The following is a 14335-nucleotide window of genomic DNA, read 5'->3' on the forward strand; positions in this document are numbered from 1 at the left end:
ATAGCACTTTTTTCGTAGCAATTAGCATCAAGGCCTTATTAATTGTACTAATCAAGAGTCCCCTTACACTGACTCTTGCTATATACAATTACCCTACATCATACTGTTTTAAATAGCTACTTAGTGGCACCAGTTTTTGAGCATAGTACCGCTGTTTGAAGGCATTGATGATATCATCATCAAATTTATCAGGATCCAACGTTAATTTTTCAACTGGAATTGGTCGTTCATTTGTCATTCGAACATCGATCAAAACCGGCTTGCCCGACTGAGAAATGCTTAAGGCTTCATCAAAGGCATCCTTCACTTCACTAATTTTGCTTACCGTAATACCTGTTAGTCCTTGTGCTTCAGCTACCTGGGCAAAATCAGTTTTTGGCAGGCTAATCCCAAACCATTCTTGGCCATCGTCTTCCTGTTCGTCTTCAATGTAACCCAGCGCGAGGTTGGTAAAGACCACGTTGATTACCGGAAGACCATAGGTTACCTCTGTAGCTAGGTCCTGCATTACCATGGCAGCGGCACCATCGCCCACGAGATTAAAGACTTGCCGTTGCGGATAGTCCAGCTGAGCCGCGATTGCACCAGGTAACCCGACGCCCATAGTGGCAAATAGTCCGGATGTGATCCAAGGCTGGCGCCCGTTCACTTTTAATAGTCGAACCGCATTCTGGGTAACGTCACCAACGTCAATGGAATAGATAGCATCATCCGTTGAAATTCGGTTAATTTCTTTGAAGGCGGGTTCAAACCTCAAATCTCCGCTATCTCGATTCATCATATCGTCGTTGTATTGGTGCCAGTTAGCGACATTAGCCACATTGGCAGCATACCATGGTGAAGCAGGTGCATCTTCACCCAGAGCGATTAATCTTTGCAACGTCTGTTTAACGTCAGCTAAAATGGCCACATCTGTATGGTGGCGTTTCCCAAGCACTTGCGGATTGGTATCCACTTGCACGAACTTAATATTTGGCTTGAACATTGCTTCAGCAAACGGATAGTTCGATCCCATAAATAAAATCAAATCCGTCTCTGGCAGTGCTTCGTTAGCCGGCTTCGAAGCAACACGGGCGGCTGACCCCAATAGCGCTTCAAAGTCATACGGAATGATTTCTTTCCCTAAAGCAGTTGTAATAATGGGTACCTGAAATTTTTGAGCAAACGTCATCACTTCTGAAGCAGCATTGATTGCCCCCTGACCCACATAGATCAGTGGCTTTTGAGCTTGTTTGAGTAACTCTAATACCTGATTGATCTGGTCATCAGTCGGTGCCGCCAGCCGCGGTCGAGCAAAGTTAGCTGCTGAACTATAGTAACCGTCTGCAGGAATTGGTTTGTTAGCTAAATCATTGGGAATCGTAACAAAGGCTGGTCCATGCTGAGCGAATGCCCGTCGAATCGCTTCGTCGATCACGTGCGGCAAACTGGCAGCGGTGGTGACGGTTCGCGCGTACACCCCTGGATCGTTGAACCATGGATCCTCATCAAATTCCTGAAAGAAATCTTCATTCATTAGTCCCTGAGGATTTTGGCCAATCAAAAATAAGACTGGGACTTTATCCGCCATTGCATCATACGCACCCTGATATAAGTGGGTTGCTCCGGGTCCTGCTGAACCAAAAGCCACCCCAATATGCCCCGTTAACTTCGTATCAGCCACCGCCGCCAAAGCCCCCACTTCTTCATGGCGAACGTGGATGTACTTGATTCGTTCCTGCTCCTTGTCTAACGCATACATCAAATTATTGATTGTCCCACCAGGAATGCCATAGATGTGATCAACGTGCCAACTTTCCAACGTCTTTAGGGCTGCGACACCCGAATTAATGGTCTCTGCCATCGCTGTTTCCTCCTCCAAAGAAAAAATAGTAACATCATTTTTTGCTTAACCTTTTAAGCGCCATTATCATAGAACGTCTGTAAATCAATATCAATTAACTTGACTTGGTAAAGCAAACGGGTCACTATTCATTCAAATATTTATCGTCACTAGACGTTTTAATCCTTTAAGTGTTTATGGTCACAAGTATGTATCGTACTTTTGCCATAAAACCCGATGATTTTATCGAGAACATTTAAGCGCTATAATGATTCCACGAAATCCAATAAACCGAGGTGACTCACGTGGCAAAAATCGATAAACGAGCACTACAAACCAGAAATAAAATTGAAACGACCATGGTGAAACTCTGTCATGACAAAGTTGAGTTTGCCAACTTAACTGGGCCTAAAGTGGCTAAGGCCGCTGGCATCTCGCGCCAAACTTTTTACCGACACTATCTAACACCGAAACAGGTAATCACCACGTTAATTGAACGTCATTTAGCCGAATTTTTGAATTCTTTTCGCCTACAAAATTTAACTGCCCGTACTATGGTACTACAGCTAATGTCGGCTTGGCAGGGTCGATCAACCGTTTTAGAGCTCGTTGAATGGTCAGACTCACGTTACGAGTTCATCCGCGCTCTGGCGCAATTTAACCAGCATATCGCTAGTCAAAATCAGGTGTATTTAATTAATGAACAAACTGTTTGCAACGTTTATGCGGCATCAACCTACATGCTGTTACGTGATTATGTTCTTAACCATCAATGGACTCAGGAACAGGCAACTGATTTACTCCTTCATCTAACCAACAATATGGATAAAATCTTTTAACTTTTGTGACGAAACCCCTTAAATGGTCCATAACTTAGCGTGTTTATCAGTTAAACTAAGTTCATCCAATCCAATAAGGAGTGTTAATCATGAAATTAATTACAGCAGAAGAACATATCAGCACTGACTATGCACACAAGGCCATTAATGATTACTTAAAGTCCGTTCCCAGTGATCCAAAGGCAATGCAGAAGTTTGGTCAATCATTCGCGGAAGGTCTGGTTGCTTATGCTGTGGATCCAGCAGTCATGAGCGATATTGATGAAAAACGACTGAACTACATGGACGAAAATGGGATTGACATGCAGATCTTATCATACGGCGATGCCAGCACAAATCCTGACATGCTGCCAGCAGATCAGGCCATTGCGCTGAGCTCTAAGATCAACGATACGATTGCAGCTGCCGTAAAACGACATCCCGACCGTTACTTAGGCTTTGCAACTCTGCCCGTCTCTGAACCTGAAACCGCCGCCAAAGAACTTAAGCGTGCTGTTGAAGAATTAGGCCTAAAGGGTGCCTTAATATTGGGTACTGATAGAAATAACCAATTCCTAGATGCTCCTAAGTTTATGCCAATTTTTGAAATGGCCGCAAAACTGGATGTACCGCTGTATATCCATCCGTCAATGCCATCAAAAACCATCCGCGATAACTATTACAGTGACATGAATCCGATTGGTTTCAATGCCATCATGTCAACGCCAGGTTGGGGCTGGCACATGGAAGCAGGTTTGCACGTTACCCGTTTGATCCTGTCCGGCCTCTTTGACAAACTGCCAAATCTTAAATTGATTTCTGGACACTGGGGTGAATTTGTTCCTTACTTTCTTGAACGTCTAGATGAAGCCACGACACCAGTAATCGGCAATCCGTTGAAACACCCCGTTTCTTACTACTACAAAAATAACGTTTACGTCACCCCAAGCGGTATGTTCACGTGGCCACAAATGCAATTAGTTCTGACTGAAATGGGTGCCGATCACGTGATTTGGGCACAAGATTATCCTTACGTGACTGGGAACGCTTCTGATTTTCTCAGTGGGACACCAATCAGCGATGAAGATAAAGAAAAGATTGCCCATGGTAACATCGAAAAACTGCTTAAATTAAAATAAGGCTCTGAAATTTTTGCAAAAAAAAACGACCCGTTAAGGTCGTTTTTTTAATGTTCTGTTTGATTTAGAATTTAACTTCGCTATCGTCAGAACCCTTTTCGATTAAGTTAACGTTGCTGTTCAAGGCAAATTGAACCATGTTCTTAGCAGCGGTCTTAGTGTAGAAGGCAATATGTGGTGTAACCAAAACGTTTTCACGCTTGATCAAGTTCTTCAAACGTTCGTCTGGAATAGCATCGAAGCTACCAAAGTCTGTGTTGAAGATACCAACTTCGTCTTCGTAAACATCAAGTGCAGCACCGGCAACCTTGCCTGAGTCTAAGGCACGGATCAATGCGTCAGTGTCGATTAATGCACCACGAGCAGGGTTCAAGATGTAAACGCCATCTTTCATCTTGTTGAAGGCATCGTCATCCAGCATGTGTTCGTTTTCCTTAGTAGCTGGTGAATGCAATGAAATAACGTCAGCTTGGGCGTATAATTCATCCAAGGTATCAACGTAGATACCTTCCTTTTCCAATTCTGGATTGTGGTAAATATCATAGGCAACGATCTTAGCACCGAAACCACGGTAAATGTTGATTGCTTTACGGCCGATACGACCAGTAGCAATAACACCAACAGTCATTTGATCTAATTCATCGGCGATATCTGGAGCCCACCGAAGATCACCATGAGCGATTTTACGATCAAAAGTGTTAGTCCGACGAAGCAAACGCATTAATTGCGTTGCAGTCAATTCAGCGATTGCGTTTGGTGAATATGCAGGTACGTTAGTAACCTTGATACCGTTACGCTTGATAGCGTCTGCATCAATGTTATCAACACCAACGTTACGTAGTGAAAGTGACTTGATACCGAAGCTAGCTAATTTGTCCAAAACTTCAGCGGTGTATGGCTTTTGTTGATAAACAACGGCACCATCATAGCCCTTAGCTTGGTCAACAGTTGATTCATCTAATAAATCAGCAACTGCCTTAACCTCGATACCCTTATCCTTTGACCATTGTTTAAGATAAGGCATTTCATCGTCACGAATACCATATGCAATAATTTTCACAATTGTTTCCTCCATTCACTGATATGAATCTATTTTATCATGTTTTCATCAGCTTGATAAGCCCTTCAGAGAATTGTGAAGAAAAAGATAAACTTAATTGTTTCATTATTGTTTAATTTAGTGGAAGCAGACGGTTTCGCACGTCAATTTTACTTAACGTGGACACCATGGGACAGTAAATAAGCGACTTTGTCTTCCCTTGGTTGGTGTTTAAATGCATATTCCGCTTTTAGAGCGGCTGATTTAGAGTCAAAAGTTTCAAAATAGATCAACTTTAAAGGATGCCTGCTTTTTACGCGTGTATATTTAGCACCCTTTCCTGCTTGATGAACGGCAAAACGTTTATACACATCGGTGGAATAGCCGCCGTATAGACTGTTATCCGCACAGAGTAGGACGTAAAAATAATACTGATTCGTTGTGTTACTCACCGTATAACATCTTCTTTACCGGCGCAGAATATTCACCAGACTCATCATACGTCATCAGAGATGGCAACACCTTTAAGCCACTAGATCGGCCATCTTTAATGGCTTCAACCAGCATAATATTGGCATCCCGCCCCACTTTCGGGTAGACAAACTGAAGACGCTTAACCGCTAACCGATGCTTACTCATCATAGCAGTCATCTCAAGTAGCCGATCAGGTCGGTAAACAAAGAAGGCTTTGCCATTCATTTTCAATAGACCACTCGTCACCTCAATCACCGTTTCTAGAGACGTTGCAATCTCATGCCGTGCAATAGCTAAATACTGATTCGGATTTTTTTTGCTGTCTGGTAGATCTGCGAAGTATGGCGGATTGCAAACCACTGTATCCACAGAATCTTTGCGAATTTGATTAAAAATCGTCGCTAAGTCTTGCTGATACACGGTAATCTGTTCTTCTAGCTGATTTAAGGCTACCGACCGTCTGGCCATATCAGCCAGCCGGGGCTGAATTTCCACCATAGCAATTTTCCCTTTTACCCTTGGTGCCATGAACAGCCCCACTGCTCCATTACCAGCACACAAGTCCACTAATTTTCCAGTCTGTTTGAGTGGCGGTTTAGCAAAGTTAGCCAGTAAAACCGCGTCTAATGAGAAAGAAAAAACTTGCGGACTCTGAATAATTTTAATATCTTGACTATAAAGCTGGTCGATTCGCTCGCCAGGGAGTAACTCTGGAGTTGTCAAATAATCACCCATTTCGTTGATGTTTCGGTTATTTATCCTTATAATAGCCACTGTTATTCACGTGAATCAATGCTTAACTATCTTACTATTTTTAATCAACATATCAAGTCTTCGCCATTATAATTTAAAAACATTCTTTAAATTGACCAATCACCATAACCCAAGACTTTTATTGGTGACTGGTCTATAATAATGGTTACGATTATTATTTTACTTAAGAGAGGTCACACAATGTTTTATTCTTTTATCCGTGTTGTTGTTCGCGTGCTGGTTTACATCATCAACGGCAAACCAAGCTTTGAGCATACTGAAAGACTCCCTAAGGGCAATTATATCTTAGTTGGTCCCCACAGAACTTGGTTCGACCCGATTTACTATGCACTAGCGGGCAGCCCTAAAAAATTCAGCTTTATGGCTAAAATTGAGTTATTTAAGAATCCAATTTTGCGGTGGATACTAAAGCACGCTAACGCCTTCCCAGTTGATCGGCAAAATCCGGGACCCTCCGCTATCAAAACACCGGTTCGTCTCCTTAAAAATAGTGATTTATCCCTGATCATGTTTCCATCAGGCACTCGTCATTCCCAAGATTTAAAGGGTGGCGTGGCCGTGATTGCTAAACTGTCAAAGGTGCCAATCGTACCGACAGTCTATCAAGGGCCGTTAACGTTTAAACAACTTTTTAGTCGTCAAAAAATTACCGTTTCCTTCGGTGATGCTTTCACAGTTGATCCAAAAATGAAGTTAAATGAAGCAGGCTTTAAAGAAATCGAAACTAAGATGCAGGCCGGCTTTGACCAGTTGGATAAAGAGATCGACCCGAATTTCCACTATGTGGATCCCAAAACACATCCGCAAGCCTAATTTTTTACGTTAACTCAGTTTCCAACTATTTAAAACAATAATGAAACTGTGACATAAGTCTATATTGATAAAAATTTCATTTGGTTTCTTGACTTAAAGACAATTTAAAGTTTACTTTTGTTCAATACTTTAATCTAGTCTAAACCTGCGCCACAACTCAGATTCCGGCCATTTAACACAAAAAAGCGTATTCCGACAAAGTTCGACGGAATACGCTTTTTTGTGTTAAATTCTGGAATCTACCGAGTTGCGGCGCACTCTCATTATTTGTATTAAGCGTTTTGTCACACACCCTAGTCAAGGTGTGCTGTATTTTGCAACTGAATCATATCGTAATAAGCCCCTTTTTGAGCCATCAACTCATCATTCGTACCGCGTTCGATAATCTTGCCTTGACGCAAGACTAAGATCAAATCAGCATTTTGAATTGTTGATAATCGGTGGGCAATTGCAATAGTGGTTCTACCAGACTGCAATTTTGCTAAACTCTTTTGAATTTCCTGCTCGGTTTCCGTATCAATGTTAGCGGTGGCTTCATCCAAAATTAAAATCTTAGGATCAGTCACCACGGTCCGTGCGAACGAAATCAACTGTTTTTGGCCACTTGAATAGCCGTTACCACGTTCAATCACTTTTGAATCATAGCCTTTCGGTAGCGATTCGATCATTTCACCAGCATTAACAAACTCGGCAGCTGCCCGAACCTGCTGATCAGAAATAGACTGATCAAACATTCTGATGTTGGAAGCCACCGTTCCATAAAACAGAAATGGCTCTTGGAGCACCAGCCCCATTTTATGACGCAATGTGGCGTAATCATATTCACGAATATCATGGTCATCGATTAACACTTGACCTGACTGAAACTCGTAAAAGCGCATCAACACGTTGATGATCGATGATTTACCACTACCCGTTTCGCCCACTAGTGCAACCGTTTGACCAGGTTCAGCAACAAAGGAAATATCGTCTAAAATTGGCGTTTCACCATCGTATGAAAAACTAACGTGTTTAAATTCAATTCTGCCATTGCTAATATCTCTGCCTGACACGGGTTTTTGCTGCGGTACAGCAGTGTCACTGGCCATCAATTTCATGACCCGAGAACCAGACACGATCCCCTCTTGAAAGTCACTCAAGTTATCCATCATGCTGGTCATTGGATTGAACAGGTTATTCAAATAAGTGACGAAGGCATAAATCATACCAGCCGGCACAAAGCCGTTTAACCCACGAACGCCAAACAGCGTCAGCACAAAAATAACGCCTAAAGAGTAAAAAAGATCAATTAGCGGGCTTAATAGAAGCGAATTAACCCGAATCATTGCCTGCCGAGATTTAAAATAAGCGCTATTAGTATCATCAAACTCGTGGTTCATCCGCTTTTCCTGCCGAAATTGCTGGATAATACTGATACCCGTAATTGCTTCGGATAATCGTGCATTCAGTTCACTGAGTCGCTCACGCATCCGTCGATAAACCTTTGAACTGTAACGTTGGTAATACCAAATGGTGACCACTAATAAGGGCAGTAAAATCAAAAGCCAAATCGCCACTTTCGCATTTAAGAAAAACATGGCGATCACTGATGAAATCACTGAAAACAGTGCCACAATCAGGCTACTAAATAATTGCCAAAAAGTGCTAAACGACATGGTATCGTTAGTAAGCCGTGACAGAATCGAACCACTGGGCACCTGATCATAAAAGCGCATGCCAAAATGGTGTAATTTTTCAAATAGCTGACGGCGAACACTTTCCAGCATATATTCTGCCCCCATGCTGTAGAGGTATGCCTGAAAGAACTGCATTACCGCACGCGTGATCATTGCAAAAAAGTAAAGCGCGGCAAAGAACCACATGATTTTCAAATCAGCCCGGCCGACTTTGAGGTAGTTATCCATATAATCGCTTAAAATCATCGGTAACATAATGTTAACAACACTAACAAGGGCAGCCAGCACAATGGCGACAATAAAGTGGCGCCAATAAGGTTTCGCATAACCGATCAAGCGAGAAACAATGTGCATCTGTTCCTTGATGGGAATACTCTTCGCCCAAGCGGATTCGTGTTCATTATTCTTCACCATCAGCCCCCCTTACGCGCATTTCCAATTCCTGCCGTTCAAACATTTGACGGTACCAGCCATCCTGTGCCATTAGCTGATCGTGATTACCACGTTCCGCAACTGTCCCATGATCCATGACAATGATCTCATCAGCTTGCATCACCGAACTTAGTCTGTGAGCAGCAATGATTGTGGTCTTACCAGCTCGTTCACGGTGCAAGTTGGCTAGAATCTGACTTTCAGTTTCTGCATCCACGGCAGATAACGCATCATCCAAAATCAAGAGTTCCGGCTTGATGAGAAGAACTCGGGCAATTGCTACCCGCTGACGTTGACCACCAGAAAGTGAGACCCCTTCCTCGCCGACTAAAGTGTCATAGCCATTTTCAAAATGTTGAATTTGATCAGATAAATCTGCATCTGCCACAGCAGCTTCAACTTCCTCATCGGAGGCATCAGGTCTAGCAAACGCAATGTTGTCCCTCACTGATTCTGAAAACAGAAAACTGTCCTGTGGTACATAGCCGATTGCGGGCAAATAACCGTCTAATTGATAATCGAGAATATTCGTACCACCATAGCTGATTTGGCCCTGATAGCGTTCAAATTGGCGGAGTAATAAACGCATAATAGTGGTTTTCCCGGCACCCACGCGACCGACGATGCCCAGAGTTTTACCCGCTGGAATTGTAAAGTTCACGTTCTTCAGCGCCACCTGTGGGTCTTCCGGATAATGGAAATCAACCACGTTAAAGGTTAAATCACCGGCTGGTCGCTCACTGCGACCCTGAGTTTGGTCAATGACCTGAGATTTTTCGTTAATCAGGTGCATTACCCGATCATAACTGGCATTCCCACGTTCCATGGTATTAAACAACATCCCCACCGCAAATATCGGCCAGATCATCATGGAAAGGTACGTAATAAATGAAACTAAATTACCAATCGTGATCACATGACTAACAACTAACGAACCACCCATGACAATGGTGACCACATAAGCTAGTGCAATAATCACCGTGGTAATGGGATCAAATAAGGCATCCAACCGATTGACTCGACGGTTGACCTCGATGGTTTGATCGACCTGCTGATTAAAATCCGCAATATCTTCGCGTTCTTGTCCAAGACTCTTAATGACTTTGACGCCGCTAATGCTTTCTTGCGCCTTATTATTTAATCGTGAAAACGCGGCTTGAGAATCACGGAAGGCAACGTTGATTTTTTGACCAAGATAGTAAGCCATTATAGCTAGCAACGGAAATGGCAGCACGGCAATCAGCGTTAATCGCCAGTTAACCAACATCATCATGGCGATCAGTGTGGTACCACCCGTAATAATTGAATCAGCAAACTGAAGAATTCCACCACCAGCCACACGTTGAATAGCTTGAAGATCATTGGTGGCACGAGCCATTAAATCACCTGTTCGATACTTCTGGTAAAAGGTTTGATCCATACCCATATAGTGATTAAATAGTCGCTGTCGCAGTGTTTTTTCCAATTTGGCAGCTGCACCCCAAATCGCCGTACGCCACATATAACGTGCACCGTACTGACCTAGAGCGGCAGCCAGCAAAATCAGCAGATCAGTGATTAATAGTTTCACCGTTAATTGATGACTATGAATCAAATCAACAATGACACCGATCATCCTTGGCGGAATGACAGCTAGCAAAGCCGTTATCAATAGTCCCAATAAGCCAAACAGATACGTTTTCCATTCGGCTTTGAAATACCAGCCTAGTTTTTTAAAAATACTCATGCGGTCACCTCCCTGATTTCCTGACAAAATTAAAAAGACTCGGGATTACCCAAGCCTTCATTTTAAGAATGCGAATTAACGCTTTTCTGATTGCTGTTGTTTCATGCTGTTCATCATTTGACGCAATTTTTTCTCTGAAGGACGTTGTCCCATTTGCATCATCATCATGCGCAATTGGTCTTCGTTGATTGGTGGATTTTCACGAATGTACTTTTCCATATACTTACGTGCAGCGAAGAACCCAATTGCTAAACCGGCTAATAAAGCAACGATTACAATTAGAATCCAAATTCCAGTGCTCAAGTGGATGTGCCTCCTTTTCAGTAGCTTCCAGTTAACAATATTACACAAGTTCAGCCCATTTTAAAAGGGTTTCTGACGGAAAGGGTAAAACGTTTACCGTAAACCCTTCTTTTTTTGAATTTCTTGAACTTTTTTAGGTGTAATTTCCTTACCTGATTTATCAAAGACACGTAGCATTTCAATATCACTCTTAAAGCTTGCACGGAACTGCTTGAGATACTTCTGTCGAAGATCTTTTCGTTCTACCTTCTCAAGTTCAGTTAAACCCTCTGCTTTTGCTTTTCTTGCTAATTCATTAATGCGGGCGATTAAATCTTTCATTTCGGTCTCTGCCATTAAATTCACTCCCTTGTACAAACATGCTTTAATATAATAACGCGAAACCCAAGTTGGTTCAAGGAAGAAAGCCTATTATAGGGTAAGAAAACGAACCAAATTAATTTCGATAATAAGAACGATACCAATTTTAGTCGAAAAAGCGAACACTTGTTTGAAATAGTGTGCCAACTATGCTATGATAACGGTAAATCAAACCGAATGTTAGAGGTGAAACCATGACAAAATCTTCAGATTCGAAACAGCTCGCAATTTTGCGATTTATTTATGACCAGACTCAATCACACGGTTATCCGCCAACAGTTCGTGAAATTGGTGAAAAAGTGGGTCTTAGTTCAACCTCCACTGTGCATGGTCACATTGCTAGGCTTGCTAAAAAAGGCCTTTTAATCAAGGACCCGACTAAACCACGTGCACTGGAAGTCACTGATCTTGGCATCGACGCTTTGGGCATTGTTAAAACGCCAACCAAGATTCCCGTATTAGGTACTGTCGCAGCTGGTGAACCCATTCTAGCAGTTCAGGAAGCAGTTGACTATTTCCCAGTACCCGACCAACTAGTCGATGAAGCCAGTGATTTATTCATGCTTAAGATTCGTGGCGAAAGTATGATCAACGCTGGTATTTTGAACGGCGATAAGGTCATTGTCAAAAAGCAGCATTCAGCCGAAAACGGCGAAATTGTGATTGCTATGACTGAAGAGAACGAAGCGACATGCAAGCGATTCTATAAGGAAGATCATTACTACCGCTTACAGCCAGAAAACGATACCATGGCACCGATTATTTTGAATCAAGTAACTATTTTGGGTAAAGTTATCGGCTTGTATCGTGACGAAATTTTCTAACTTTAACGCGTTAACCAAAAAGAAGTAGGCAAATTGCCTACTTCTTTTTATTACTCAGTTATCATTCACCGCGATCTAAATATTGTCGCTGATCGTGTTTGATGCCGGTCAGCACAAAACGGGCATCATCATGACTCAGATCAAGCAACACATCATGATCTGGTAACTGTTGAGAAAAGAGCCGTTCATATTGCGTCATGGTTAACCGCTGACGGCTGCGGAAAAAGTCAGTAAACCAGCGTCTTGAAGCTTGAACATCAAAGGCATCACTAATTGTACCGCTAAAGAATTCACCCTCTGCCCCAGATCCATAACTGAAAAGACCAATTCTTTGTCTGGGCTTCAAATCAGCATTGTCAAACAGTGATCGTAGGCTTAGATACAGTGAGCCCGTGTAAAGGTTTCCCACCTGCCGATTATATTGACGGCTAGCCTCAAAGTTAGTCATTAACTGTTTTTGCTGATCCTCGCTGGCCTCAGGCAAAATTGCCCGTAAACCCTTTAACCCCATTTTCGTAAACGGCAAATGAAACGCAAATGCAGTAAAGTCGCCAATGGTCAGCTTGGTCTGCTGTTGATAATCCTGCCAAACAGCTTTAAAGAAGTCCACGTAGACGTTCTCTGAAAAACGGCCATCCACCAATGCTTCTGTTCGATAAAGTGGTCGCCAAAAATCCATGATATCTTCTGAACGAAATGCCGTAGCATCATCCAAATTTAAAAGTTTTGGTTCAGCACTGATAGTTAACGCTACCGCACCACCACCCTGTGTCACTTCACCAGGTGTCTTCAAACCATAACGGGCAATGTCGGCACCAATGACTAGGACCTGTTTATCAGGATGCAGCCGGACATAATCATGCGCAAACTGAACCCCGGCTGTAGCACCGTAACAGGCCTGTTTAATTTCCACTGCCCGAATATTATCCGGTAACTTTAATAATCGTTTCAAATAGATGGCTGCTGATTTCGAGTTATCAATACCAGATTCCGTCCCGAATAGCACCATAGCTATTTTATCCCGATTGGTATCGTCAACCACTCTTACCGCGGCATTGGCTGCTAGTGTGACGGCATCCTGTGTCACCGGAATAACTGCCTGTTCCGACTGGCCAATACCGATCCGATATTTATCTGGCTCTTCGCCTCTTGCATGTGCCAAATCGACAAGGTCCAAATAGGTTTTTGGCGTGTAAAACGCTAACTGATCAATTCCAATTTGCATAATGTTCTCCTTATTACTCATTACTTGCCTAAATAGTGATAGTTATAGTCCATACCCTCTTTATAAAGTTGGTATGACGCCTCCGATTCATCCGCAAAAATCACTGAAATTGCAGGTGTACCCCAAGATGAATAGCCCCAAAAGACCGTATCATCATAATCATAACTGTCATTGGGGTGCCGGTAAAATCCCCGTGTTCGGTCCCAGATCGTACCGTGAGTTCTGACCCAGTCTTCGGCAATCCCAGCTTTTACTTCATCCAACCGTTCACTATTATCTAAAATCAACTGCCGTAAACGTTCCCAGTCGATTTGCCAATTATGCTGCTTGGGCCGTGGCTGACCGTCTTGATAAACGGTTGAAGACTCAATGACGTTTAACTGAATCGGTACTAAGTCTTGAAAGCGCATTGAAATTCCCTTCTTCCCCTTCAATTAAATACCACTATTTGTAACGTCTGCTTTTGATTTATCCTCATACCATGCTATCATAGTATTAACCGCTTACCAAGCAGTGTATTCTTAACGATTGGTGTTTTACCATGAACCAAAAAGAAAGTTGAACCAAAAATATTTATACCTAAGATGAGGTGTTGAGATTGGTAAGTACTACTGTAAAAGTAATTGCATCAGAAGGGTTAACTGGGGATAAGGTAAACCAACTGACTAACGAATTAGCTAAATACGATTTTACGATTACGTTAGCGTATAACGGTACCAAGACAAATGCAAACAGTTCACTAGGTGTGATGAGTTTGGGTGTTCCTAGCGGCGCAGAAATTGAAATTGGCGTTGAGGGGACAACTGAACAGTTAGAATCAGCCGTTCAAACCCTAATCGATCACCAAGTGGTTGCTAAACTTTAGTTTCACTCCTTAACCGGTTGCCTTCCAAGCAGCCGGTTAATTTAA

Annotated in this window: 15 protein-coding genes; 5 read left to right on the top strand and 10 right to left on the bottom strand. The window is 42.6% G+C overall.

Going from position 1 to position 14335, the window contains the following annotated elements:
- Window positions 1-88 precede the first annotated feature (88 nt).
- The gene (gene spxB, locus CES82_RS07370; RefSeq protein WP_098824974.1) at window positions 89-1843 is read right to left on the bottom strand and encodes a pyruvate oxidase; all 1755 of its coding nucleotides are present in this window, start codon (window positions 1841-1843) and stop codon (window positions 89-91) included.
- A 284-nt stretch (window positions 1844-2127) separates the two neighbouring features.
- Between spxB and CES82_RS07375 the strand changes: the two genes are divergently transcribed.
- A complete protein-coding gene (locus tag CES82_RS07375) occupies window positions 2128-2661 on the top strand; it encodes a TetR/AcrR family transcriptional regulator (RefSeq protein WP_098824976.1) in 534 nt (177 codons plus the stop codon).
- Between the two features lie 89 nt (window positions 2662-2750).
- A complete protein-coding gene (locus tag CES82_RS07380) occupies window positions 2751-3779 on the top strand; it encodes an amidohydrolase family protein (protein ID WP_098824978.1) in 1029 nt (342 codons plus the stop codon).
- Window positions 3780-3843: 64 nt separating this feature from the next.
- Here CES82_RS07380 and CES82_RS07385 read toward each other — a convergent pair whose 3' ends face one another.
- From CES82_RS07385 to CES82_RS07395, 3 genes are all read right to left on the bottom strand, one after another.
- On the bottom strand, window positions 3844-4839 hold the full coding sequence (locus CES82_RS07385; RefSeq protein WP_098824980.1) for a D-2-hydroxyacid dehydrogenase: 996 nt from the start codon (window positions 4837-4839) through the stop codon (window positions 3844-3846).
- A 149-nt stretch (window positions 4840-4988) separates the two neighbouring features.
- Entirely contained in the window at window positions 4989-5270 is a 282-nt protein-coding gene (locus CES82_RS07390) for a GIY-YIG nuclease family protein (RefSeq protein WP_098824982.1), read from the bottom strand.
- The gene (locus tag CES82_RS07395; RefSeq protein WP_098824984.1) at window positions 5263-6027 is read right to left on the bottom strand and encodes a tRNA1(Val) (adenine(37)-N6)-methyltransferase; all 765 of its coding nucleotides are present in this window, start codon (window positions 6025-6027) and stop codon (window positions 5263-5265) included. Before CES82_RS07395 ends, CES82_RS07390 begins: the two co-directional genes overlap by 8 nt.
- A 219-nt stretch (window positions 6028-6246) precedes the next feature.
- Between CES82_RS07395 and CES82_RS07400 the strand changes: the two genes are divergently transcribed.
- Window positions 6247-6879 (top strand): lysophospholipid acyltransferase family protein, encoded by a 633-nt coding sequence (locus CES82_RS07400; protein WP_098824986.1) that lies wholly within the window; start codon window positions 6247-6249, stop codon window positions 6877-6879.
- A 293-nt stretch (window positions 6880-7172) separates the two neighbouring features.
- Here the strand turns inward: CES82_RS07400 and CES82_RS07405 are convergent, their stop codons facing one another.
- The 4 genes from CES82_RS07405 to CES82_RS07420 form a co-directional block, all read right to left on the bottom strand.
- Entirely contained in the window at window positions 7173-8969 is a 1797-nt protein-coding gene (locus CES82_RS07405) for an ABC transporter ATP-binding protein (protein ID WP_098824988.1), read from the bottom strand.
- A complete protein-coding gene (locus CES82_RS07410) occupies window positions 8956-10713 on the bottom strand; it encodes an ABC transporter ATP-binding protein (protein ID WP_098824990.1) in 1758 nt (585 codons plus the stop codon). Before CES82_RS07410 ends, CES82_RS07405 begins: the two co-directional genes overlap by 14 nt.
- Window positions 10714-10788: 75 nt before the next feature.
- Window positions 10789-11016, bottom strand: coding sequence for a YneF family protein (locus CES82_RS07415; RefSeq protein ID WP_098824992.1), 228 nt, complete (start codon window positions 11014-11016; stop codon window positions 10789-10791).
- 93 nt (window positions 11017-11109) lie between these two features.
- Window positions 11110-11352 (bottom strand): DUF896 domain-containing protein, encoded by a 243-nt coding sequence (locus CES82_RS07420; protein ID WP_098824994.1) that lies wholly within the window; start codon window positions 11350-11352, stop codon window positions 11110-11112.
- Between the two features lie 218 nt (window positions 11353-11570).
- On the opposite strand from CES82_RS07420, the gene lexA reads away from it, so the two are divergent.
- Complete coding sequence (gene lexA, locus CES82_RS07425) at window positions 11571-12200, top strand: transcriptional repressor LexA (protein WP_098824996.1); 630 nt, start codon at window positions 11571-11573, stop codon at window positions 12198-12200.
- A gap of 61 nt (window positions 12201-12261) precedes the next feature.
- Here the strand turns inward: lexA and CES82_RS07430 are convergent, their stop codons facing one another.
- Both CES82_RS07430 and CES82_RS07435 read right to left on the bottom strand, forming a co-directional pair.
- A complete protein-coding gene (locus tag CES82_RS07430; RefSeq protein WP_098825211.1) occupies window positions 12262-13425 on the bottom strand; it encodes a hydroxymethylglutaryl-CoA synthase in 1164 nt (387 codons plus the stop codon).
- A 20-nt stretch (window positions 13426-13445) separates the two neighbouring features.
- Window positions 13446-13835: a hypothetical protein gene (locus CES82_RS07435; protein WP_098824998.1), complete on the bottom strand. Its 390-nt coding sequence runs from the start codon at window positions 13833-13835 to the stop codon at window positions 13446-13448.
- A 188-nt stretch (window positions 13836-14023) separates the two neighbouring features.
- Between CES82_RS07435 and CES82_RS07440 the strand changes: the two genes are divergently transcribed.
- Entirely contained in the window at window positions 14024-14290 is a 267-nt protein-coding gene (locus CES82_RS07440) for an HPr family phosphocarrier protein (RefSeq protein ID WP_098824999.1), read from the top strand.
- Window positions 14291-14335 lie beyond the last annotated feature (45 nt).

The sequence above is a fragment of the Secundilactobacillus silagincola genome, from assembly GCF_002583405.1.
In the GTDB taxonomy this organism is placed as follows: Bacteria; Bacillota; Bacilli; order Lactobacillales; family Lactobacillaceae; genus Secundilactobacillus; species Secundilactobacillus silagincola.